26 protein-coding genes and 3 pseudogenes are annotated in these 21,743 nt (G+C 38.9%); 18 read left to right on the top strand and 11 right to left on the bottom strand.

Annotation, left to right across the window (positions count from 1 at the left end):
* Positions 1-246: pseudogene (locus F8S12_RS41315) on the top strand (ISH3 family transposase); the annotation flags it as partial.
* 200 nt (positions 247-446) lie between these two features.
* Here the strand turns inward: F8S12_RS41315 and F8S12_RS34575 are convergent.
* From F8S12_RS34575 to F8S12_RS34550, 6 genes are all read right to left on the bottom strand, one after another.
* Positions 447-692 (bottom strand): hypothetical protein, encoded by a 246-nt coding sequence (locus F8S12_RS34575; RefSeq protein WP_196520769.1) that lies wholly within the window; start codon positions 690-692, stop codon positions 447-449.
* Positions 689-1,357, bottom strand: a complete 669-nt coding sequence (locus F8S12_RS34570; protein WP_196520768.1) for a hypothetical protein — start codon at positions 1,355-1,357, stop codon at positions 689-691. The genes F8S12_RS34575 and F8S12_RS34570 overlap by 4 nt, the downstream gene beginning before the upstream one ends.
* Positions 1,350-1,541, bottom strand: a complete 192-nt coding sequence (locus F8S12_RS34565; protein WP_230968479.1) for a hypothetical protein — start codon at positions 1,539-1,541, stop codon at positions 1,350-1,352. Before F8S12_RS34565 ends, F8S12_RS34570 begins: the two co-directional genes overlap by 8 nt.
* 107 nt (positions 1,542-1,648) lie before the next feature.
* Positions 1,649-1,885: a hypothetical protein gene (locus F8S12_RS34560; protein ID WP_230968478.1), complete on the bottom strand. Its 237-nt coding sequence runs from the start codon at positions 1,883-1,885 to the stop codon at positions 1,649-1,651.
* Positions 1,886-1,952: 67 nt separating this feature from the next.
* Positions 1,953-2,633 carry a hypothetical protein gene (locus F8S12_RS34555; RefSeq protein ID WP_196520766.1) on the bottom strand — a complete coding sequence of 227 codons (681 nt, stop codon included), beginning with the start codon at positions 2,631-2,633 and terminating at the stop codon, positions 1,953-1,955.
* Positions 2,634-2,636: 3 nt separating this feature from the next.
* Complete coding sequence (locus tag F8S12_RS34550) at positions 2,637-3,005, bottom strand: hypothetical protein (RefSeq protein ID WP_196520765.1); 369 nt, start codon at positions 3,003-3,005, stop codon at positions 2,637-2,639.
* Between the two features lie 277 nt (positions 3,006-3,282).
* Here F8S12_RS34550 and F8S12_RS34545 point away from each other — a divergent pair, with 277 nt between their 5' ends.
* From F8S12_RS34545 to F8S12_RS34510, 8 genes are all read left to right on the top strand, one after another.
* The gene (locus tag F8S12_RS34545) at positions 3,283-3,456 is read left to right on the top strand and encodes a ribbon-helix-helix domain-containing protein (protein ID WP_230968477.1); all 174 of its coding nucleotides are present in this window, start codon (positions 3,283-3,285) and stop codon (positions 3,454-3,456) included.
* The gene (locus F8S12_RS34540) at positions 3,453-3,794 is read left to right on the top strand and encodes a hypothetical protein (RefSeq protein ID WP_196520764.1); all 342 of its coding nucleotides are present in this window, start codon (positions 3,453-3,455) and stop codon (positions 3,792-3,794) included. The genes F8S12_RS34545 and F8S12_RS34540 overlap by 4 nt, the downstream gene beginning before the upstream one ends.
* A gap of 53 nt (positions 3,795-3,847) precedes the next feature.
* The gene (locus tag F8S12_RS34535) at positions 3,848-4,678 is read left to right on the top strand and encodes a hypothetical protein (RefSeq protein ID WP_196520763.1); all 831 of its coding nucleotides are present in this window, start codon (positions 3,848-3,850) and stop codon (positions 4,676-4,678) included.
* Positions 4,679-4,828: 150 nt separating this feature from the next.
* Positions 4,829-5,044, top strand: a complete 216-nt coding sequence (locus F8S12_RS34530) for a hypothetical protein (protein WP_196520762.1) — start codon at positions 4,829-4,831, stop codon at positions 5,042-5,044.
* The gene (locus tag F8S12_RS34525; RefSeq protein ID WP_196520761.1) at positions 5,041-5,265 is read left to right on the top strand and encodes a hypothetical protein; all 225 of its coding nucleotides are present in this window, start codon (positions 5,041-5,043) and stop codon (positions 5,263-5,265) included. The genes F8S12_RS34530 and F8S12_RS34525 overlap by 4 nt, the downstream gene beginning before the upstream one ends.
* A 75-nt stretch (positions 5,266-5,340) precedes the next feature.
* Positions 5,341-8,367, top strand: coding sequence for a plasmid replication protein, CyRepA1 family (locus F8S12_RS34520; RefSeq protein WP_196520760.1), 3,027 nt, complete (start codon positions 5,341-5,343; stop codon positions 8,365-8,367).
* Between the two features lie 136 nt (positions 8,368-8,503).
* Positions 8,504-10,195: an AMP-binding protein gene (locus tag F8S12_RS34515; protein ID WP_196520759.1), complete on the top strand. Its 1,692-nt coding sequence runs from the start codon at positions 8,504-8,506 to the stop codon at positions 10,193-10,195.
* Positions 10,196-10,557: 362 nt separating this feature from the next.
* Positions 10,558-10,998: an acyl-CoA thioesterase gene (locus F8S12_RS34510; protein WP_196520758.1), complete on the top strand. Its 441-nt coding sequence runs from the start codon at positions 10,558-10,560 to the stop codon at positions 10,996-10,998.
* A gap of 369 nt (positions 10,999-11,367) precedes the next feature.
* On the opposite strand, the pseudogene F8S12_RS41310 reads toward F8S12_RS34510, so the two are convergent.
* Positions 11,368-11,478: pseudogene (locus F8S12_RS41310) on the bottom strand (transposase); the annotation flags it as partial.
* Between the two features lie 188 nt (positions 11,479-11,666).
* Here F8S12_RS41310 and F8S12_RS42530 point away from each other — a divergent pair.
* The 4 genes from F8S12_RS42530 to F8S12_RS34485 are packed head-to-tail and all read left to right on the top strand — an operon-like array spanning position 11,667 to position 15,689.
* Entirely contained in the window at positions 11,667-11,993 is a 327-nt protein-coding gene (locus F8S12_RS42530; RefSeq protein ID WP_196520771.1) for an amidase family protein, read from the top strand.
* The gene (locus F8S12_RS34495; protein ID WP_196520757.1) at positions 11,990-12,301 is read left to right on the top strand and encodes a hypothetical protein; all 312 of its coding nucleotides are present in this window, start codon (positions 11,990-11,992) and stop codon (positions 12,299-12,301) included. The genes F8S12_RS42530 and F8S12_RS34495 overlap by 4 nt, the downstream gene beginning before the upstream one ends.
* 23 nt (positions 12,302-12,324) lie before the next feature.
* A complete protein-coding gene (locus F8S12_RS34490) occupies positions 12,325-13,710 on the top strand; it encodes an HlyD family secretion protein (RefSeq protein ID WP_196520756.1) in 1,386 nt (461 codons plus the stop codon).
* Positions 13,707-15,689 (top strand): ATP-binding cassette domain-containing protein, encoded by a 1,983-nt coding sequence (locus F8S12_RS34485; protein ID WP_196520755.1) that lies wholly within the window; start codon positions 13,707-13,709, stop codon positions 15,687-15,689. The genes F8S12_RS34490 and F8S12_RS34485 overlap by 4 nt, the downstream gene beginning before the upstream one ends.
* Before the next feature lie 83 nt (positions 15,690-15,772).
* Here F8S12_RS34485 and F8S12_RS34480 read toward each other — a convergent pair whose 3' ends face one another.
* The gene (locus F8S12_RS34480) at positions 15,773-16,273 is read right to left on the bottom strand and encodes a transposase (RefSeq protein ID WP_230968476.1); all 501 of its coding nucleotides are present in this window, start codon (positions 16,271-16,273) and stop codon (positions 15,773-15,775) included.
* Positions 16,274-16,331: 58 nt separating this feature from the next.
* Positions 16,332-16,718, bottom strand: a complete 387-nt coding sequence (locus tag F8S12_RS34475) for a helix-turn-helix domain-containing protein (protein ID WP_196520753.1) — start codon at positions 16,716-16,718, stop codon at positions 16,332-16,334.
* 57 nt (positions 16,719-16,775) lie between these two features.
* Here F8S12_RS34475 and F8S12_RS34470 point away from each other — a divergent pair, with 57 nt between their 5' ends.
* From F8S12_RS34470 to F8S12_RS34455, 4 genes are all read left to right on the top strand, one after another.
* Positions 16,776-17,891: an ABC transporter permease gene (locus F8S12_RS34470; protein ID WP_230968475.1), complete on the top strand. Its 1,116-nt coding sequence runs from the start codon at positions 16,776-16,778 to the stop codon at positions 17,889-17,891.
* 6 nt (positions 17,892-17,897) lie between these two features.
* Positions 17,898-19,019 carry an ABC transporter permease gene (locus F8S12_RS34465; protein ID WP_196520752.1) on the top strand — a complete coding sequence of 374 codons (1,122 nt, stop codon included), beginning with the start codon at positions 17,898-17,900 and terminating at the stop codon, positions 19,017-19,019.
* Positions 19,020-19,190: 171 nt separating this feature from the next.
* Entirely contained in the window at positions 19,191-19,364 is a 174-nt protein-coding gene (locus tag F8S12_RS34460) for a hypothetical protein (protein WP_196520751.1), read from the top strand.
* Entirely contained in the window at positions 19,361-20,170 is an 810-nt protein-coding gene (locus tag F8S12_RS34455; RefSeq protein ID WP_196520750.1) for a hypothetical protein, read from the top strand. Before F8S12_RS34460 ends, F8S12_RS34455 begins: the two co-directional genes overlap by 4 nt.
* A gap of 71 nt (positions 20,171-20,241) precedes the next feature.
* On the opposite strand, the gene F8S12_RS34450 is transcribed toward F8S12_RS34455, so the two are convergent.
* Positions 20,242-20,751 (bottom strand): transposase, encoded by a 510-nt coding sequence (locus tag F8S12_RS34450; protein WP_196520749.1) that lies wholly within the window; start codon positions 20,749-20,751, stop codon positions 20,242-20,244.
* Between the two features lie 252 nt (positions 20,752-21,003).
* The gene (locus tag F8S12_RS34445) at positions 21,004-21,192 is read right to left on the bottom strand and encodes a hypothetical protein (RefSeq protein WP_196520748.1); all 189 of its coding nucleotides are present in this window, start codon (positions 21,190-21,192) and stop codon (positions 21,004-21,006) included.
* A gap of 52 nt (positions 21,193-21,244) precedes the next feature.
* On the opposite strand from F8S12_RS34445, the pseudogene F8S12_RS41305 reads away from it, so the two are divergent.
* Positions 21,245-21,743, top strand: a pseudogene (locus F8S12_RS41305) (ISH3 family transposase); the annotation flags it as partial.

Here is a 21,743-nt window from a genome sequence, read left to right as displayed (position 1 = left end):
AAAAATATTTGTCGAATTAAAACTAATAATAAAAATCCAGTCTTAAGATTACTATTCGTTGGTATATCTTTTCTTCTAGTTAATATCTGGGTGAATCTCCTTTGGCTCAGAATCAGTCGCAAGAGAAAAGGTAGTCGATTAATTTATCGCACACTTTTTCCACTCAAACAGATGTTGTCTTTTTTATCTCAAGCTATTGAACGTAAATATCAAGTAGTTGAAAGCATTTACATTCCATCCGGTTAACATCAATAGATTATCAATCAGCTAATCATAAGTAATCATTATCTATACTATAGCAGTCCTAAATCATTTGTGAAAATTCTATATCTCTTTCTTCTTTCTTCCCTTTGTGTCCTTGGCGTTCTTGGCGGTTCGTTTCCTTATTTATATTTTTCACGACTCATTTAGGATTGCTATATGTTTGCTAGTTAGAATATTGCGTATTAAAAAGTATCATAGACTACAAAGCTTTTGGCGATCGCTCTTTGGGAAAAACTTTTTGGTTTACTGTTTAATAATCTTTGTGATTTAGTATCCGCGATAAAGTAAGTAATAAAACTTGCTGGCAATGCTCCCACACCAAGCATAGACATTACTTTGGCTATATCGTTGGTGAACCCTCCAGAAGCAACCACCAAGCCAGCGCACAAGCTAAAAGCACTTAGCCCTAACCCATGAGATAATTTCATGATTTTACCTCTAGGTAATCACCTAACTGTGCTTTAAAGCTTGCTAGGTTTCCCTGTGACTCAACAGTTTTTAGCCTTAATTCCTCAGCTTTTATTTGAGCTTGCAACAGTTTTTGGTTTAGTTCATCTTTGCTATAAACCGAGATATTTGTATCGGCGATCGTCTTAACTTGACTGACATCCAGAACAACTGATTTTTGGGTAGTCACCTCTTTTTGATTCAAATAGTCAGTATAGTTACCCTTGACTTTTTCGATCTCGGTAGCCGCTTGGATGCCAGCACCAAAGGCTTTTGAATGCTTACCAATTACAGTAAATTTCTCGCGTGTCAGGTCAAGCGCGGCTCCGGTCAATTTGAGCGATCGCGTAGCACCTTCGTAAATTTTCATTCCCTTATCAAACTGGCTTTGGCTTGCCTGCGGAAGAGTTTCAGGAGGATTTAGCGGATCTGAAATATGATACTGATTGGGCTGGAATGGTGGCATCATTCCCGGTACTAAGTCAGGGGTGACAGTTAGTAAGCCAGGAATGCGACTATCTATCGCAATAGTGGCAGGTGATGTGGCAGATGTGGAATTAGTGCTAGATGTCAAGTTCTGTTTACGTCCTGCCAACTTTTCTGCTACAGCAATAGCAGCTGCTTTTGTAGTGTCAATTTTAGCCATTGTTCAAAAATTTTCTGGTGTTGACTAGGGATTGATATTTAATTTCCAATTGCCTAAATGCTTTGTCGATTTCGCTAAATTCAAGCGCTAATTCCTCATCTAAATCGTATTTTTTGAGGACAAGCTTTAGCTCTGTTTCATCCGTCTTTGCATCCTGAATTTGGCTGTTTAAGTCATCTTGCATGGTAGTATTGACGGGTATCTGATGCTTAAAAGCTCTCAAAACTATTGAGAGCATTAATTCTGGCTTTATCTGCTACCAACTGTGTTCTGTGGAGTTGGCAGCAACAATTATTCTCTAAAACCTTCAAACTTAGCTACCTCTGAGTTACTAGCAACAGCCCATTCGAGGTAGTTGAAATACTGCTTAATGTCACCAATAGCTACATCACAATCGAAGCGTAAGCCTTTAAACTGTGGATGTTGGCGGATTTGACCAAGTAATTCCTGAGCTTGAGCAACTAGCTCTGGTAAGGAATTACCGCTCATATTTACCTCTGATTCAATGCCGGAAATTGTAAAAGTCATGGCGTTAGTACTCTTTCTAATAACCAGTTAACAAAGTCGAGGGGAGATAACAGGATGTTGATCGCTCTCACACGATTAGCTTTTTTCCCAGTTCGGTGATGATGCCTTCAATTTCTTGGGTCAGGTCGGTTTCATCTGGGGTAACTTCTGGCTTTTGCTGTGCAAGTCCAGCCAAATCTCTAATCGCTCCCAAATATCCTTGCTTTTGGTGTTGCCAGTGCTGATTGATACCCTCTGTTAGTTCCGCATCTCGCACAGCCAAGTTATTTAGAATCAGTTGGTTCTTAACTTGGGCTATAGCGTCTACTGCTGCAATTTCTTCTGATGCTTGTCTAGTTAGCTGGTCAATCAGCGTCAGTTGGGTGTTAGGGCTTGAGCCGGGGGTAGGGGCTGTTAGATGTTGCTGTTGCCCTTGTCGGGATAGGGCATTTTGTGGCTGTTCTGTGGCTGGCTCAGATGCTTGCTGTGTTAAATTTTGTGAACTTTCGGACTGTTCCAGTTGTGTAAAATTTTGTGAATTTTTGGGGAACTCTGAGGTGCTAGCCACAGTTGGCAATTCTGGCTGAAAGTATGAGGCGATCGCTTCTAAATCGGCTTCTGAAACTGCCTTTACAGTGTCAAAATCATCCGGGCGAACATGGCTTAGAGCCAGTCTCAAGCTTTGTTCCGTGGTCATGTACTTTCTTGCAGCATCATGAATGCTTACTGTGTCTGCTGTTGGTGCTGTACTTCTCTTCCGTGCTGCCATGATTTACGCTCCCTTTTGTAGTTTCTGTAATTGCTGGAATGCTTGCTGATAGCGGTATCTAGAAAAATCATTCGGGTTTTTGGCGATATAGCCTTTGACGCGATCGCCACGTCGTAGCTGTGCCATTAATGGCCCTACTCTCCCCAAAACCCATGCTTGATATGGCGACAAGGGCGACTCCCGATCGTGAGTGTTGTCGGCTTTTTTCGGGTAAGCATCTCTGAAACTAGGGATTCTCCAGAAAGCTAAATTCTCCCAAGTGACCAAAGTCGAACGGCTAACACCCAAGACCTCAGCTAAATATGTCTTGGTAGATGGGAAATCAAGGAAGGAGTCTAGGTCTGTAGAATGTTTGCTCCGTCTAGGTTTCATCGGTTTACTACAGTAATCAATGTGAATCAGATAGTAACTAGCTAGCAATCAGAATAAGTACACATCACAATGTCGCTCCTAATCGCTAAACCCCTTGCTGTGTAAGTTCTTGGGGTACTCGTAGGACGCTAATTAGTGGCTTGTTATTGATCGATTGCTTACCTATTGATATAGTAGTACATGACGGTACTATAATGTCAAGTGATGTATTGAACAATCTTGTAAAGTCTTATAGAGTATTTAATTGTCAGGTAAGGCATTATGGACTAATAGATTTATGTTTGCTGAAATGGCTACCCGATATAGATTGACTGTTTATTTCTCAGATGACACCACTCTTAAAAAACTTGAAGAATGGGCAAAAGAAGAAAATAGAAGTGCTAGCAATCTTGCAGCTACTTTACTCGCTAAAGCAGCACAGGATAAAGATAAACAGGAGAAATCAGCATGACCAACGCACAGCGACTAGACCATGTAGAGGATGAACTAGAGACAGTTAAGCAATTGCTACTGTCTGCTGCTAGCTATGCAGAATCAGCCAATGAGAAAATTGACCGACTAGGTACTAAAGTTGACGAGATGGCCAACGCCCAATTAAGAACCCAAGCACAACTTGGCCAGTTAAGCGAACGGGTTGATTCTTTTATTTTCAATACACAACGTCTGTTTACCCAACAGGCAACAGTTTTAGAGCGACTTGAGGAAAATCAGCGTACTAACAACGCTGCATTGGAGCGTATCGACCGGATCTTAGACTACCTGCTACGACAACAAGGTAACAACCATTGATAAACCCGTTTCTTGCTTTTTTCTTACCAGGTAGCGATCGCAGTTTGTAATGTATGACCTATAAGACAGGAATAGCAACAATTTCAGGAGAAGCATACAGAATTGCCGACAGTGAAGGTAGGGCTATAGCTTCCTTTACTCCTCCACAACTTATTAAAGATATTGACTGGGATACGCTTACAGATGCCCAAACATGGCTACTCTCAGAAATGGTTTTTGAATGGGAGGTAATTGCTTACTGGCTTGTTTATTGTCGGACAAAAGCGGTAAATATTAAACGGATGCCATTTACGCACCCAGATTTCTTAAACCAAAGAGCAAAAGCTGAATTATACAACATCCAACTTGATTTATGTGCTGCAATTTGGGAGGCAATTGAATTTAGCCATCATTACCCAACCCTTTACTGCTGGTGGATAAAGTGCATTACAGAAAATCAACAAAGCCAAGTTAAATCAATTCTGTTGTCTAGGGATAGTATTGCAAAAGGAGAAACAGAAGACGGACTAAGAATACTTAGAAGATCGTTAGACAAAGGAATTATCCCCTTTACAAAATCACATGAAAATATTCATCTTTACAGAATGTTTGACTCTGCGATAAGTATGGGGCTTGACAACAAACTGGTTAAAAAACTTTGGTCTGAATATCTCAAAGGATTGGGGAAACTAGCTAAAGAATTAAAAGTCAACAGCGAAATAAAAGCAATTGCTAATCTAGCAGGGCGTTTAAATTACCGCGATCGCCATACTCTTAAACGAATACCTGTAAACCGTGTAAAAAAAAGATACTTTACTGAATATTCGCGCGAAATTTGCATTGCCTGCCTAGCAAGGCTTACGTTGAAATCATCAGCAAAAAAAATGCTGAGTGCAGCCCCCTAGTTATGTCGAACGTTTCTCAGGCGTTCACCAGGGAATCTGAAACTCAACAGATTCCAAAAATTTCAATTCAATTAGTACGTCTAGCTTAACAATTTTATTGACATAACTTCAAGGGGCTGTGATTTGTAAACACCTTACAAAATTACAGCAATGAACAAAAAACCCAAAAATAGCTCTAAAAAAGCCTTTAACCATAAGCATTCTAGCAAAATCCCCCCTGGTGGTCAACTTTTTAGCCTGCTCATGGAACTCATTACCGACAGAAGATTGACTGAATCTGTCGAAATTCTCGAAAAAGCAGGCTATCACGACAGCTTAGTAATTTTCTTCATACTGGCTAACCTTCAATATGAGGTGGCAGTATGAGCAAGTTTACCCCTACCTCTAAAGCAAATCCTTGTTTGTCTTGTAGCGATACTAAAGGCAACTGCCGACATCAGGATATAGAAGAAATTATTCTCTGTATGTCTGCCAATAGCAGCCGCAAGGGTGAAATTGTTGAGAGTGGCTATAAAGTCATCGATTTTACCCAAGATGGGTTATGGGCAGTTTTAAAGCTCGACAATCAGCAATGGGCAGAAGAATAAAAACAGCACTGGGCTGATGAACAAAGACGACGGCGTGAAAAACTCCAATGGGAGGAGCAACAGAAGTTAGCTAAATTGATTTCCATCCCCGACCGGGATGAACAATACCGCCGCATCGTTGCCACACTGGGATTAAACCAAAAACACCGCATCTCAGAACTGTCCGAAAGACGCGGCTTAAATTCTGAAGAGATTGATTTTGCAGTTTCTCAAGGGTGGCTAGCAAGTTGGAAGCCAGGGTTAAAAGTTGATGCTCCCCCGTCTTTGGCTGGGGTATCTGGAGGGCAACTAACAGGGGTCATCGGGCTTGCGATCGCGGCTGTAAACCTCAACGGTGAAATTACAGGATTTCAAATAGCCAGTGACAACCGTGTAAAATTTGGCAATTATATTTGGCTATCATCTGCCAATAAAGGCGGGAATGGGCCACACCTGCCAAGCGGTGAATTACCTGTATTTCTCTGGAGGCATCCAGAAGCCGAACAAATCACAGAAACTTGGTTAGTAGAGGGTGGGTTAAAGTCGCTGATTACAGCTCTGGAATTGTGGTTTAGGCATGGACGTAAAGACATCCAAATTATTGGAGCAGCAGGGGCAAACTGGCTAGGCTCAATCAATGCAGTGGTAGACGGGCTAGGGCAGACTAGTAAAGTTGTTTTATGCCCAGATGCTGGAAGCTTAGATAATTCTCATATCCTAAGTAATTACAAGAAAATTATTGAAGAATTAACAAGTAGGACTTACTCAGTTAGTGTTGCTTGGTGGGATCAGCTAGAAAAAGGGCAACACCCTGACATTGATGAACTTGACAACATTCTTGGCTTTGATTTAATTACACCAGGGGAATTTTTCTCACTGGCTGATGAATCAGAATCTTTTGATGATTCTCAGGATTGGGCGTGGCGTAACTGGTTAAAAAGTCGCCGTTATACACCCGATATTGTGGTTAATCAATCCAAGTTCAGATTTGCTCAAATACCTGATAAAGATGTCATTATTTCGGCTAAATCTGGGCTAGGTAGTGGTAAAACAGAAGCACTCATTGAGCTAATTAGGCTATGTTCTAATCGGGCTTTTATGATTGGTTATCGCAACAATTTACTATTGCAGACTGGTAATAGAGCAAGTCAAGTAGGACTAAAAATATACCATTTAAATGATGATAATAGACGTTATTTTGTGGCTGATAATGCTACTCATTTAGCGCTTTGTCTTGACTCGATTCACCACATCGACGGCTATTTCAAAGGGGTCGATATTTACCTGGATGAAACTGTCTCAGTTCTGCTTCATGCTACCAACGGTGGCACACTGAAAGAAGAACAAGGCAGAGCTATAGCAATACTCTCAAAAGCTTTACGAGAGTGCAATAGAGTGATTTTACTTGATGGTAACTTGGCTGACATCTACGTTGATTTTATAGCCAAGATAGCAGGTAAGAAAGTAATCAAAATTGAAAATCAAACTCAAGTTGCCCCACACACCTTTAAATTTATTGTTGGTATTGATGAAGATGGAGAAATTAAAAAACGGGATAAGTCACCACTAATTAAGGCTTTATTATCTGATGATGTAAGGCCCTGGATTGCCAGCGACTCCAAAAACTTGACAGATAGGCTTGATGAAATTCTTAGACAAGCTGGGAAATTTGGTTATGTTTTAAACAAGGATACTAGCGGCGAACTTTGGGCTAAAGAGTTCTTGGTTAACCCAGACGCATTTATCGAAAAATATAAGCCAGATTATTTTATAATTTCGCCCACTGCGGAATCTGGGGTAAGTGTTACTGTCAAGAATTATTTTACAGATAAGTTTACTTTTTTTACTGGTGTTCAAGGTACTAACAGCCAACACCAAATGCTGTTTAGGCTTAGGGATAACACAATACCTCACTATGTGTTCTGTCCTGAACAATCAACAATTAGGGACAGAAATAACCCGAAAAATTATTCAGCTAAAGCATTCTCAAAATTGCTGGATGAGAAAATTATTCAATCAGCTATACTTGCGGCTGATGGAAATAATAGCAAAATGCTCGAAATAATTGGGAACGCGATCGCTCGTAGTAATGATGATTGGTGGCAGTTGTCTTCTCAGTTAGGAACGCTCGATAATTTCGAGATGAATAACCTCAGAAAATGCTTGATTCATGCACTAGAAGAAGTTGGGCATAGTGTTGAGATTTGCGAGTGGGAAACTGATGATGGAGCTAAAGCCAAAGACGAAGCAGCCAAGGAAGCTGTGAGAATGCGCTATGCTTCCGAGCTTTATCAAGCTATTGAATTTAATTCAATTGATGAAGCTAGCAAAGTTGCTAAGTCAAACCCTACGAAGGAAGTACAGCGACGAATAGAGAAAACTTGGCTACTAGATGCACTACCAAAAATCAAGGAATCAAGCCTATGGGATGCTGAATTTATTGCTGATTATTACCTGAAAGATAAAGAATTTATCTCAAAGCAACGACGATTTTATTTTCTCAACAACTTTGAGATATCTAAAAAGCGAAGTGAGGTTAACTGGTATTACATGGCCACTAACCAAAATTTCTTTTTAGCTCAGGCTAAGGGTGACAGTCACCAAAAAATTTGGGCATTGCAAGAGCTAAATATTCTTCAGTTTTTAGATGGAGAGTTTCATAAAAATTCCCCGGCAGTGGTCAAATTAATTAACACGGTCAGAGAGCGCAATGATATTGCCTTGGCTCTCAATACTGTACCGAAGCCTGAAACTGAATCTAAAAAAGAAAACATTGGGTTTTTGCGATCGCTACTCGATAGCATAGGGGTTAAGCTAGCAAAACCAGTTAGAAAACTTGTTGATGGAGTACGGGAGCGGGTCTACTGTGTCGATAATCCAGCCATGCTTGACCCTGTGAGAGTAGAAGTTTTGCAGGCTCTAGCTCGTAAATTTGACGGCTATTTACAATCAGAATCGGTAACTAAGGTGAACTGGGAAGAATCACCACCACTAAATCCGGTTATGGAGATAGCAGCGACAGCAGAAATAACAGCAGAGATAACAACAGTTGCAGAAACAGAAATTACTGCCACTACACAGGCGATGGCTACGCCCAGAGCAGGCATTGCGGCTGAGTTATAGCAGCCGCCAGGTTGGTTAGGACGCTGTACCAAGAACATCTTCCATAGCACTGCGAAGGCAGTCAAATTGAATTAGCTGTTTACGAATTCGACTTTTTAACCATGACCAACATCGCTATGATAGAGGAACGAGTACAATGACAATAAAAGGCTCACCACAGGATTTGCTGGCTGTTTTAAAAAGAGCAGCTGAGTACAACCCAACCCGTGGCATACGTCTGTTTCAAGTTGGTCAAGAAGTAGAATATCTACTTTATCAACAGCTATATCAAGATGTTGGCCGTATTGCTAGTAGCTTGAAAAACTTACTAAATATAACTCCAGGAGAACGTATAGGTGTTATTCTACCTACCTCTGCTGATTTTGTACGTGCTTTCTTTGGGGTGATTGCGGCAGGTGGTGTGCCAGTAACGCTTCCTGCTCCCTTTCGCTTCAGTTCTTCTATTCGTTATGTACAACGCATCTATGGAGCATTAACACGCTCTCAAATACATCGCGTTTTAGGAGATAAGAAGCTAATTAAGATTTTAGGGGAAGCATCAGGATGTCCCGACTACAGCATTCAAGTTCTTACTGTTTCTAATTTACTCCTAGAGGATTTTACTACTTATAGTGAGCTAGTTGAAAATAATCCGGCGTTTATTCAATATACATCTGGAAGTACTTCAGATCCTAAAGGAGTAATTCTGACTCATAAACAAATTTTGGCCAATTTAGAAGCAATTCGTCATGGCTTGAAAATGGAACATAAGGATGTAGTATGCACTTGGTTACCTATGTTTCATGATATGGGATTAGTTGGATGTTTACTCTCTAGTATTTATACTCAAATAGATTTGCTACTCATGGCACCTGATGATTTTATTCGTAATCCTTTATATTGGCTGAAGCTTTTTGAACCCTATCAAGCAACATTATCACCGGCTCCCAATTCAGCTTATCTACGTTGTGCAGAGCAGATAAAAGAGGAAGATATTAAAACGCTAGACCTCTCAAGTTGGCGTTCAGCAATGAATGGCTCTGAACAAATTGATTCTTTAACCACTAAAAAGTTTATAGATAAATTTCAAATTGCAGGTTTTCATCCAGAAGCAATGATGCCAGTTTATGGTTTAGCAGAAGCAACTTTAGCAGTTACTTTTCCACCTATTGATAGAGGTATCCATTCAGTTTTTACTAGAAGGAGTTTAATTGGCGAAAAAATTGTAGATATTGTATCACCTGACAATCCAGATGCTAAAGAGGTGATCTCGGTAGGATACCCTGTCAAAGGAATTGAAATTTGTCTGTTTGAAGACAATGGCACGCCTATTAGTACAAAAAATAAAATTGGCGAAATTTGTATTCGAGGTGATTCAGTTACAAAAGGATATGATTTTGATGAACAAGCTACTAATTCTGCATTTAGAGAAGGTTGGTTTGCGACAGGAGACCTCGGATTTTTTCACCAAGATGAACTTTATATTACAGGACGGCGTAAAGAGGTAATAATTGTGCACGGGCAGAATTACTATGCTCATGATATTGAACTGGTTGTCAAAGAATTAGAAGGTTTTAAAATTCGCAACGCTATGGCAATTAGTGTAGAAAATAAAGGAACCGAATCCTTAGTATTGTTTGTAGTAACAAACGAGGTAGATACAGAAAAACGAAAGCAATTTATCAGTATTATTCGTGAAGCTGTTTCTCTATCTTTAGGAATATCACCTCTTGATGTAATTTTTTTAAAACAAAATGAAATACCTCTAACATCAAGTGGAAAGTTAGAGCGTCATAAAGGATTACAACTTTATGAAAGTCATACAAAAGCGCTTATGTATTTAGCTTAAGGTGAGTTTTTCTACATGATTCATATAAAGTGTGTTTATACATACTTGGATAGATAAATAAGCTAATTTTCCTGTATTCCTAGACTGATCCTGACGGTTAATTTGAATCTGACTTTTCCTGTTAAGTGTTTTTAGTAAGCTGCCAACCTTTACAAAGTCCGTGCAATTTTAACCAACCTCGTCGTGGTACTTGGATGCCAACTGGAGTATCGTGTTGGTGTCCCAAGCAACTGCCTATACGAGCGATCACTTTCATAACCCGGCTAACCGTTAACACCGCAGGTAACTGAGAAGATTCAGCGCTTATTATTTAAAGTTAAAATGGGTTGAAAAGTCCGTACTCTTAAAATTGAGGTAATTTTATGCTTCTTAATAAAAGTGAAAACTTTTTCGAGATTGGGATAGACTTGGATGTTAAAACATATGATATAGATTTTGCTGGTATTGTTAGTAATATTGTCTATGTGCGCTGGCTAGAAGATTTACGTTTAGCAATGATGGCAGCATATTACCCACTTGGAAAGCAACTAGAACAAGGTTTTGCCCCTGCTATTTTGCAAACTAAAATTGACTACAAGCAACCTATAAAAATGTGTGATACAGTCTTTGGTCGAATGTGGATCAGCGAAATAGATTCTATTAGGTGGATTGTTAAAGCTGAAATATATGTACATAATAAAGTTGTAGCTATAGCTGAACAAACTGGTCTTTTTGTTAAGATTCCATGTATGCGTCCTATTTTACTTCCGGATGAGCTTGCTCAGAAATACTCAGAATATCATAAATCTTTAATCCCAATATAAAGGTTGATAAATTGAATTATACTAACTCTAAAAATCCTAAAATAGTTAACATGGCATGATATCTCAAACCAATGCGCGTAAATAATCTTCTAACATATACAACATTGATATAGCGAAATTTATTTAATTTGATACTGCACATTCCTATTTAGCAGGAATGTACAAAAGCTGTAAAATCAGCTAATCTATCAAGATAAGATAAGAATCTTATTTAATTTTTTAACAAAAGTACAAGATATAACATTTTTAAGTCTGCTGAGGTACAGTAACAAGAATGGGTAAACCAATTATGAATATTATTTAATGAGACTTAGCAAAAGCAGTTTCAACTGCTTTTGCTAAGTCTGGATAACTTATAGCTCCGAGAGAACGTAGTATATTTTTAATTTTTGACCAACAATTCTCAATTGGCGAAAAATCAGGAGAATATGGTGGCAAATAAATTAACTGAGCTCTAGCAGCTTCGATTAATTTCTCAACTCTCCACCTTTATGAATTGAACTTTTTGAGTCTCTTTATCGGGCGTGCAATGTTGTTTCTTCGGCTGACTTCCATCCTCTGTAACATCCGATATTCCGTAGAGATACCAATTGTTATTTCGGTTTTTTCTTTCAGTTTTGAGCGAATTCCTTTTAAGGTAACATTATTCTTCGCTTCTAGTAGTCAATATCCTAATTGGCAACCTGGTACAGCAATTTCGTCAAACCGAGGAAATTATTTTAGGTAAAACCAATGTGTTCCAACTTTTGATCCTGAACGAAGCAAATAACCTAGCTTATAATTGCACCAACACTTTTTGGAACTTAGATCATAATTCAGGTGGCAGTAGCTGCGGTAAAGCTGTGATTATTGTTCTTGGTAGTTCGGCTCTTGGTCTCGGTAGTGACATTGGCTGCAGTATCCGAATGCCCGCCTATGCATTGTTAAACGTTGAGAGATTGAAACCAATATCTGGATTGTTATTTTTTACCCACCATCGGCACTATCAGTTTTGATTTATGACAGTATTTATGACCTTGTGAGTGCTATCAGTTATACTGCTTTTTGCAAGTTGTTAAGAATGCCAGCAAGAGTTGTTGCTGCAACTCGTATACAGACTGCAAAAGAAAGCGAACCTAAAACGGCAGATAAAGACTTAATTGAACGCAAAGCTCGTCTGATAGAAATCGGAGCTACTGGTTTACCGGTAAGCATACGACTAGTTGCTCGGCATTGGTGTGAAAATATAGTCCTTGCTGTTATGGGAGCGTTAGAACAACACTTTAAAAAGCAGCTCGGCTACCTTACTTGTCCACCTTTATAAAAAGTTTTTCCCTAACAAGCAAAATGGCTCATTCTATTACCTCTCTTACCGACGAGCAAATAAAAGCTCCAGCCCTACTTGCCAAAAAGCAGAATCGCAAGAAACCAATAAAGTTGTTGGTAGCGGTTTTAGCTGTAATCGGCGGTATTAGTTATTATGCAGTGTGGCAGAATCAGCCTCAACCAGCAGTAAATGTCCTTCAACTGAGTGGGCGAATTGATGGTTACGAAACTGAGATAGGGGTGAAGCGTTCTGCAAGAATTGAGTTGATTACTGTCCGGGAAGGAGAAATGGTTAAGAAAGGACAGAAGTTAGTTCAACTCGATGATAGTAATGACCAAGTGCTGCAAGGACAACTCCACTCAGCAGAAGCAAAAATTAATGTTCTCCAGTATCAGGAACAACAGGCAAAAGAAGAGATAGAGCAAGTCAAAGCGCAAATTGAGCAAGTCAAAAGTCAAATTCAAGAAGCACAACTCAATTTTCAGCAGTCGCAAGGCAATGCTCAAGGTGAAGTTACTCAAGCACGCTCTCAAGTAGCGGCTGCTAAAGCACAATTAGTACAAGCTCAAGCACAAATTAAGTTAGCCCAAGCAGAATTAAAGCTAGCGAAAATAAATCATGATCGCTATGCAAAACTAGTAAATGAAGGAGCTATCAACCAGCAGCAATTTGACCAAGCACAAGCTGCCTTAGACACAGCTATTGCCACTCTCGAAGCACGCAAGGCCACGGCTAATGCGGAAACTGAACGGTTAAATGCCGCCCAAGGAAGTTTAACCCAAGCAAAAACTTCTGCTTTTAACCCCGGTATCCGTAATGCTCAAATTAAAGCACTGCAAGAAAAGCAGAAGCAGGACGATGCTCAATTAAATGTTGCTCAAGCACAACTTAAAGCTGCTCAGTCTCAAGTTGAAGAGGCGCAAGCATCCAAACAGCAAATTGTTACCCAAATTCAAGATTCTAAGAAAGATTTAAATGTTGTCAGTCCCATCGAAGGAGTAGTTACAGCCCGCAATGTGGAAATAGGTGCGGTAGTAACCAGCCAAACCAAACTTCTCAAATTGGTCGATCCCAACACAGTATATCTTAGAGGTTTTATTCCAGAAGGAGATATTGGTAAAGTTCGTGTCGGACAGAAAACCAAAATCTTTTTGGATTCTGCTCCTCAACATCCCCTTAAAGGTAAAGTAATTGCTATTGATCCGCAAGCTTCCTTTACACCGGAAAATATTTATTTTCAAAAGGATAGAGTCAGACAAGTTGTTGGTATTCGCATCAGTGTTCAAAACCCGGCTGGCTGTTTTAACCCCAATCAACCCTACACAGGAACTGATTTGCCCTGTGCAAAAATTGGGATGCCCGCAGATGCAGAAATTTTGTTAAAAAGTAAAGAGTCAGAACAATGAACCTCCAAGCTATAACTAAATCTCCTATCTTTAGTTCTTCAACAGCAGCAATTTTTGTACAAGGTTTACATAAGCATTATGGTAACTTGCCAGCTGTACAGGGCATAGATTTCACTGTACATAAAGGTGAGATGTTTGGATTAATTGGCCCCGATGGTGTAGGTAAAACTACCACCTTTCATATTTTAAGTGGGGTGATGGAGTCCACTGCTGGAGAAGTGAAGATATTTGGTTTACCTCCACGCGATGCTCGCTCAACAACGGGGTATCTGACACAGCAGTTTTCGCTGTTCCTGGATCTTAGTATTGATGAGAATTTGCGTTATACTGCGGGATTGCAAAAAGTACCAAAGGATTTATTCCGAGAACGCCGCTATAAATACCTGAGTTTAATGAATCTAGAGCGATTTAGTGATCGCTTGGCGGGGCAACTTTCCGGCGGTATGAAACAAAAGCTAGCGCTTTGCTGTGCTTTGGTTTCCCAGCCCCAAATTCTCTTACTTGATGAACCGACAACAGGTGTCGATCCAGTTTCGCGACGGGAGTTTTGGGATGTACTTGCGGAACTATCAGCCGAAGAAATCACGATTGTTGTAGCAACACCTTATTTAGATGAAGCAGAACGCTGTCATCGTGTGGCGTTGATGTATGATGGTCAAATTCAAGAAATTGGCACTCCTACTGCTTTGCGTGCTAGCTTAGGTTTACATCGCCTCGAAGTCCGCACATCCAACTTAAAACTAGCCGAACAAGTTTTATCACAAAGTGAATCTACAAGCATAGCGGATGTGCAAACATTTGGCGATCGTCTTGATGTTTTGGTTCCAGATTTGGTGTTAGGCGAAACCCAAGTGCGGAAGTTACTGCAAAAGCATCAATTAACATCTTCCAGCATTGATCATGCCGAACCCACGCTAGAAAATGTTTTTGTGGCTCGTCTGCGTAAACAGGAATCATCTCCAAAATTTTTTTTATTCCCCCGCTATCGAAAAGGAACGAGAGGTATAGTTAACTTTAATGTTGAGGTTTTGAGTGAAGAACAAACTACTTCCTCACCTGTTGCCATTTATGCCTACAATCTCAGTCGGTCATTTAGTAATTTTCAAGCAGTCAAGAGCGTTAACATCAAGGTGCGCTACGGGGAAATTTTCGGATTGCTAGGTGCTAACGGAGCAGGAAAAACCACCACAATTAAAATGCTGTGTGGTTTGCTTCCAGCCACTGGTGGTGAAATTTGCCTTAAAGGTGAAACAGGTAATTTGCGTAGTCCAGAACTACGGCGACGAATAGGTTATATGAGCCAGAAATTCACCCTTTACGACGATCTGACAATTTTAGAAAACTTAGAGTTTTATAGCGGAGTTTATGGTGTACCTCGTAAGCTGAGACGGGAAAAAATTGAATGGGTAATTGCCTCCTGTGGATTAGAAGGACAAGAGATGATGATTACTGGACAATTACCAAGTGGCTGGAAACAGAGAGTTGCTTTTGGTGCTTCCGTTTTACATGAACCAGATATTTTATTTTTAGATGAGCCTACATCAGGAGTTGATCCCCTGGCTCGTCGTCAGTTCTGGAAGCTAATTAATGATTTTGCTCGCAATGGTACGGCAATTCTAGTTACAACTCATTATCTAGAAGAAGCCGAACAATGTAACCGCATGAGTTTTATGGTAGCAGGAGAAACTGTTGCCGAAGGTTCGCCCAGTTACATCAAATCTTCTCAACCAGGACAACTGATGGAACTAATCATCAATCACAATCAAGCTGCCTCAAACCTGCTCAAAAAATATTTAGAACCTTGGCGTGTCTCTATTTTTGCCAATAGTTTACATATTGTTCTCAACAACCCAGAACGAGAAATTCCCTTACTGCTTAAGCTCCTTGAGCAAGCTCATTTAACTGTTCACTCCCTGCGCCCTATTTCTTTTTCTTTGGAAGATGCATTTATTGGCATAGTCCAACGAGCGCAAAACTAAATATTCAGGAATTAGCTTGATTTTGTTGAAGCATTTAGTTAAGGCATATTTTTGAGAAATTACTCTTACAGCGTTTCCGGCTATTATGAGGTACAGTAGCAGCAACTAGCAAACCAGTTTCTTAAATGTTGAGGATTTATTAAGTCGAGTGCAACTGAGATTAGTTTATCAACCATTTCTGTTGTAGTTGGAGCGAAACGGCGTAGAAAAGATTTAAGTTGTGACCACCATAATTCAATTGGATTAAAATCGGGAGAGTATGAGGATAAACAAATAACTTTCGCGCCTACAGCTTCAATCATTGGCAAAATTAAATCTAGTTTATGTACGGATAAATTATCCATTACTACTACTGCTCCTGACCATAAATTTGGCACTAAAAACTTCTCAACAAATAATTCAAATGCCCTGCCATCCATTGAATCATTCATTGTCATTAATGCAACTACTTTGTTAATACTAATTGCTCCAATTACTGTAACTTTTGAACCTCTATAGAAGGGGTTAAGAGAGTAAGCTCTTGTTCCCATTTGTGAACGGGCATGAGTCCTTGTTAACCCAAGTAGAACACCAGTTTCGTCCAAAAATACTAAGTTTTCTGGCTCTATATGTTTGACATGCACCAATAATCTAATCTTAAATTTAGGACTCTCTCTGTTCCGGCTTGGGTACTCCGCTTTGTTTTTTTTTACGATTTAATCCTAATTTCTGTAAGGCACGACACATTGCACTTCGACCCACCCAATTACCAGTCTTGTCTGCCAAGAATTCACATAACTCTATCAATGTTGCATCTGGATGTGCTTCAACTAATTCCCTTAACTCTACTTCCGCATTTGTTAAATGACTAAATTGTGGTTTTCCTCGCGGCTTGGGTTGTAAATTTCCTTCAAGTTTTTGTTGCTTTACAAGCTTTTGCACTAAACTCTTTGAGACGGAAAATATGTTAGCTACTTTCCTGATTGAGATGTTTTTTTGAAGATGTGCTGCAACTATTTTTTCTCGAAGCTCGACAGAGTATGACTTCATTTAAAGGTATTTATATTTTAATTTAGTGTACCTCATAACAGACGCAAGTGCTGTATCATGGTTCCCATACAACGTATTCTTGCTCAGTGTAAAAAAGAGCTAGCTCAATTTCGCCGGGATCGCTTGACATTGGCATTGGCGTTTTTATTGCCTACGATCACCTTGCTGATCTACGGGTTTGCTCTCCGATTACAAAGTGATAGTATTCCATTGATTGTCCAGGATTTTGATCGTACAAGCTTGAGTAGCAGCTATATTGAACGCTTATATGCTACTAATCAGTTTGTACCTGTACAATGGCCAGAAGGAGTTCCGTCCCAAGATTTAATCGACGGTGGTGTTGCCAAAGTAGCGGTCATCATACCTCCACAATTCAGTCGAGCCATAGAAGCTAGTAGAAGTATAGAGGTACAAGTACTAATTGATGCTACAGATGTCAACAATGCTCGTATCATCAAAAATAATATTCAAAATGTCACAAATTTTTTTCTTATAGATCAACAGCTTGCTCCATCAACAAACACCGTTAAAGCGCAGATTCGTTTGTGGTTTAATCCTGGTCGTTTAGAATCGCTGTATTTTGTACCGGGGATTTATGGTGTAGTTTTGTGGATTTATCCTTCCTTGTTAACAGCAATTGCAATGGCGCGAGAAAAAGAAAGAGGTACGATTTTGCAAGTTTATGCTTCTAGTATAACTGCTGCTGAGTTCTTACTTGGTAAAGGGCTGGCTTACTTACTAATCGCCATTTGTGAAGCTTTTGTAGCCATAGTTATCGCCTCAGTAGTTTTTCAAATTACCTTGGTAGGTAATTTTATAATTTTAATACTTGGTACTTTGCTTTTTCTCATCAATAGCGTTCTATTTGGTTTGTTGTTAGGAGCACGTAGTAGTAATCAGAATTCAGCTGTTCAAGGTGTAACTCTCATTGGTTTTATTACCTCTTTATTGCTATCTGGTTTTATTTATCCACTCAATAATATCCCCTTCCCCATCTCCCTTTTACCTAATTTAGTTCCACCCCGTTATTACATTCATATTACTCGTGATGTTTTTGTGAGAGGTATTGGATGGAGTGGAATTTGGTTTGATTTATTAATGTTAGCTATCTTTGGTTTACTCTTATTTAATGCGTCATATCATGTAATCAAACGAATGCAATTATCAGATTAAAAAAATATGAAATTTATTTTACGATTATTTGATAATTTATTTTGGACTTTAGTTATTAAAGGACTTAATCAATTGCGGCGAAATAAACAGTTTATTGTTATACTAACTATTCCGCCCACTTTACAGTTAATACTATATGGTTTTGCACTCAATCCAGATATAAGAAATTTGAAATTGGGTGTTGTTGATTATGCTCAAGTTCAAGAAAGCAGAGAATTATTAGCAGCTATGACTTCAAATAATATTTTTATCTTAGAATCGATACTTACTAGTGAAAAGAATTTAAGCCGTCAAGTAGAGGAAGGTGCATTAGATATAGGTATAATTATACCGCCAGATTTTTCACGTAAATTAGCAACAAAATCAGCAACTATACAAGTATTTATTGATGGAGTAAATGCAAATACAGCAGGTATTGCTAATAACTATATCAACCAAATGGTTCAAGCCTATAATAATCGTTTAGCGTCAACTCAGATAAGCTCTCCAGTATTACTTCAATTTGTATTTCTCTACAATCCTGGGCTGACTAGTAGTTGGTTTTTTTTACCCGGAGTCATGGGTTTAGTATTAACGTTAATAGCAACACTCGCTTCAGCAGTACTTGTTGTGCGGGAAAAAGATATAGGAACTTTAGAACAATTACTGATGACTCCATCTGCTAATTGGGAAATTCTATTGTCAAAAATGTTACCACTAGGTATTTTATTAAGTGGAGATGTTTTGTTGGCACTTACCTTAGCAAGGTTAGTATTTGGTGTACCATTTCGCGGTAATTTTTTCCTATTTTTTGCATTATCGGGTTTATATTTATTAGTGGGAATTAGTTTAGGCATTTTATTAGGAACTATTTCTCGTTCTCAACAGCAAGTAGTACTAATGTCTTTTTTCATCAATGTACCCATAATACAAACTTCTGGAGCGATTGCTCCTGTTGAAGCGATGCCGCCCTTTTTCCAAATCCTGTCTTTATTTAATCCTTTACGGCATTACATTACTATTGTGCGAGGGATTTTACTCAAAGGAGTTGGTTTAGATGTACTTTGGATACATGTCCTAGCACTGATAGGCTTTCTTCTTGTTTTTTTATTGATCGGTATTAGAAGATTTCGCAACCAATTGATTTAACTGGCAGCAATTCTCATTTTGAAATAAAAATAAGATAAATTTCTCTTATTTAAATGAATATTTGTGTTGAAGTATCATTTTTTTTGACAGATAGTTATTATCGGATGCTAGAGATAAAAATGTTTTTTAAAATCTGTCCATTAAAAATCAGTTGTTTTAGATGTCAACCAAGTGAAGACGGTTGCCGATACAAGCATTTCCGTTCATAGCAAAGACGAACTAAATCAAAAACTGTTGCAAGCCTCCATTAAATCTGAGGAATCACGGCTAAAAACTATTGAATCTCAAGGGAAATTATCAAGTTTTAAGGCACAGTTAGGCGATTATATAGAGGTGAAGCAATGAAAGCAATACACGGGTTAGGACTTGGTGTATTTGGCTTCTGTACTGGCTTGGCGTTTGCTTCTGGAGGGTTTACCAACGGTACAGCCAAACTAATCTCTATGCTTGGTGTAGGGGCGTTGCCAGCAAGTTTTATTACTTATCTAGTCGCGGATACTAAATCACAAAGACTATTAAACCATGCCGAAAATAAGAATGAACAAGCAGGTCAAACGCTGCATAAAATCATCAGGGAATTTGAAAGGAGCAAGTCAAGGTTAGCCACTGTTAGCAGCCAGCTAGAATCTTTGAAAGATGAACTCAAAGAAGCGAGAAATACCATCAACTCGTTAGGTCATAACAAACTAGAAAGCACATCTTTAATAGCTCAACTGAAAGCCAAATTAAATCAATTATCTACACAGACTCAAAAAGATACCCAGCGTATTGAATATCTGGAAAGTGAGACTGAGCAATGGGAATTTAACTTTAAAACTCAAGTAGAAACGGAAGCCAACAAACGCTTTCAACTTGCCAAGTCACAGGAATTAGAAAAGATTTATCATGAACACGATTCTATTACCTCTGAAGCTATGCAGCTATTCAGAAGGTTGCAAACCTGGGGTGAGAAGGTAGCGCATGGTCATCAAAGTAAAGCCGAAATTATCAAGAGTTTGGCAAGTAGCTACAACGAAAATTTAGATGAGGTTGGGGAAGCGATCGCCAGTGAGCGCCAAAACTATATAGAGCAAATCGAGCTACTAAACGAGCGCGTAGGTCAGCTACAGCAACAATTGGCAGGTGATTTAATAGAACCCGTGTATCAGTAAACCAAAAAGTTTTTCCCAAAGAGCGATCGCTAGTCGCGACTACGTATATTAAAGTACAGCACTTTCCTGAATCATGAAGTACAGTAGCAGCAGTTAGCAAACCAATTTCGCAGATGCATAGGATTGATTATATTTAAAGCAACTGCAATCAATACATCCACCATTTGAGTAGTTTTTGGAGAAAATGTTTTGATAAAAGCTTTAAGCTGTGACCACCAATGTTCAATGGGATTAAAATCTGGTGAATAAGAAGATAGATTGATGACACTGGCACCAACAGATTCGATTATGGGCGTAATTTCATCGATTTTATGGGCAAATAGGTTGTCCATCATGACAACTGCACCTGTCCATAATTGAGGCACTAACAACTTTTCGATAAACACACGAAAAGCATTACTATCCATTGAACCATCTAGTGTCATCACAGCCAATACTTTATTTATACTGATTGCGCCGATAATAGTGACTTTTTTACCTCGATAAAATGGTTTTAAATCATAGACTCTACTTCCTTTTTTACTACGAGCTTTTGGACGCATTAACCCAAGCAGTAAGCCTGCTTCATCCAAAAAAACCATATTTTTCGGCTCTATATCTCTGACTTTCTCTCTGTATTCACACCTGAGCAATTGAACTCTATCGGTAGCTGCCTGACTGCTCCGAACCGTTTTTTTTTACGAGTTAGGTTTAATTTTTGCAATTCTCTACACATCATGCTAGAACTCACTAGTTGCCCCTGAGTTAAGAGCCAATATTCACAATATTATATTCAGAGAGAGTTGCATCTGGATACTTTGCTACCAAGGCAATAAGTTGAGTAGAAGAATCTGCTAGTACCGCTTTTTTTCTTGTGCCTTGCTTGCCAGGATTAACATGTCCAAGTCTTTATACTGTCTCAACATTTTTTGCACAAAAGCTTTACCAACACCAAAGTTTACAGCTAACTTTCTAACTGAAATATTTCCTAACTGATAAGCATTGACTACTTTTTCTCTCAGATCGACGGAATATGGTTTCATAATAATAGTTTATTTATTCTGCCATTATTGTACTTCACATTACTGGAAAGTGCTGTATCGAAGTCAAGCCAAATCTGGTACTCATTCTTTTTACGCCTATGCAACTTTATATGTTATTAACAAAAATAAGCGTGTAACCCTCGCAGTTAGAGGTGTTCGCCAACTAGATATCAGTGTAGCAATAATTACTTATTTATTGGCAGAACTTGAATCCTTTAAAATAAATGTAAAAAAACTCTATTTGGATAGGGGATTTTTTAATACTCCTGTAATCAGATGGTTGCAGGCATTAGATATTCCCTTTATTATGCCTGCCATCAAGACGGGGAAACAGGGAGGAATCAAACAATTTTTAAAAGGCCGAAAAAGTTATAAAACTACTTATACAATTACAAGAAACCAAGATGATTCAGTCACATTTAACTTATGGATTGTCTGCAAATATAGGAGGGGTAAGGGGAAAAAGCATGGAGTTCAATACTTTGTTTATGTTGTTCACAATGTCAAAACAAATCTAAATTACATCTATCAAGATTATCGAAAAAGATTTG

The sequence above is a fragment of the Nostoc sp. WHI genome, assembly GCF_015714725.1.
Classification (GTDB): Bacteria; Cyanobacteriota; Cyanobacteriia; order Cyanobacteriales; family Nostocaceae; genus Nostoc.
The sequence above is the reverse complement of the archived record's forward strand: the minus strand, read 5'-3'. Positions and strand labels throughout refer to the sequence as shown.

Coding starts and splice junctions, on each gene's coding strand:
- F8S12_RS34575 (WP_196520769.1), bottom strand. CDS start 692: ATGAAATTATCTCATGGGTTAGGGCTAAGTGCTTTTAGCTTGTGCGCT.
- F8S12_RS34570 (WP_196520768.1), bottom strand. CDS start 1,357: ATGGCTAAAATTGACACTACAAAAGCAGCTGCTATTGCTGTAGCAGAA.
- F8S12_RS34565 (WP_230968479.1), bottom strand. CDS start 1,541: ATGCAAGATGACTTAAACAGCCAAATTCAGGATGCAAAGACGGATGAA.
- F8S12_RS34560 (WP_230968478.1), bottom strand. CDS start 1,885: ATGACTTTTACAATTTCCGGCATTGAATCAGAGGTAAATATGAGCGGT.
- F8S12_RS34555 (WP_196520766.1), bottom strand. CDS start 2,633: ATGGCAGCACGGAAGAGAAGTACAGCACCAACAGCAGACACAGTAAGC.
- F8S12_RS34550 (WP_196520765.1), bottom strand. CDS start 3,005: ATGAAACCTAGACGGAGCAAACATTCTACAGACCTAGACTCCTTCCTT.
- F8S12_RS34545 (WP_230968477.1), top strand. CDS start 3,283: ATGTTTGCTGAAATGGCTACCCGATATAGATTGACTGTTTATTTCTCA.
- F8S12_RS34540 (WP_196520764.1), top strand. CDS start 3,453: ATGACCAACGCACAGCGACTAGACCATGTAGAGGATGAACTAGAGACA.
- F8S12_RS34535 (WP_196520763.1), top strand. CDS start 3,848: ATGACCTATAAGACAGGAATAGCAACAATTTCAGGAGAAGCATACAGA.
- F8S12_RS34530 (WP_196520762.1), top strand. CDS start 4,829: ATGAACAAAAAACCCAAAAATAGCTCTAAAAAAGCCTTTAACCATAAG.
- F8S12_RS34525 (WP_196520761.1), top strand. CDS start 5,041: ATGAGCAAGTTTACCCCTACCTCTAAAGCAAATCCTTGTTTGTCTTGT.
- F8S12_RS34515 (WP_196520759.1), top strand. CDS start 8,504: ATGACAATAAAAGGCTCACCACAGGATTTGCTGGCTGTTTTAAAAAGA.
- F8S12_RS34510 (WP_196520758.1), top strand. CDS start 10,558: ATGCTTCTTAATAAAAGTGAAAACTTTTTCGAGATTGGGATAGACTTG.
- F8S12_RS34490 (WP_196520756.1), top strand. CDS start 12,325: ATGGCTCATTCTATTACCTCTCTTACCGACGAGCAAATAAAAGCTCCA.
- F8S12_RS34485 (WP_196520755.1), top strand. CDS start 13,707: ATGAACCTCCAAGCTATAACTAAATCTCCTATCTTTAGTTCTTCAACA.
- F8S12_RS34475 (WP_196520753.1), bottom strand. CDS start 16,718: ATGAAGTCATACTCTGTCGAGCTTCGAGAAAAAATAGTTGCAGCACAT.
- F8S12_RS34470 (WP_230968475.1), top strand. CDS start 16,776: ATGGTTCCCATACAACGTATTCTTGCTCAGTGTAAAAAAGAGCTAGCT.
- F8S12_RS34465 (WP_196520752.1), top strand. CDS start 17,898: ATGAAATTTATTTTACGATTATTTGATAATTTATTTTGGACTTTAGTT.
- F8S12_RS34455 (WP_196520750.1), top strand. CDS start 19,361: ATGAAAGCAATACACGGGTTAGGACTTGGTGTATTTGGCTTCTGTACT.
- F8S12_RS34450 (WP_196520749.1), bottom strand. CDS start 20,751: ATGGTTTTTTTGGATGAAGCAGGCTTACTGCTTGGGTTAATGCGTCCA.
- F8S12_RS34445 (WP_196520748.1), bottom strand. CDS start 21,192: ATGAAACCATATTCCGTCGATCTGAGAGAAAAAGTAGTCAATGCTTAT.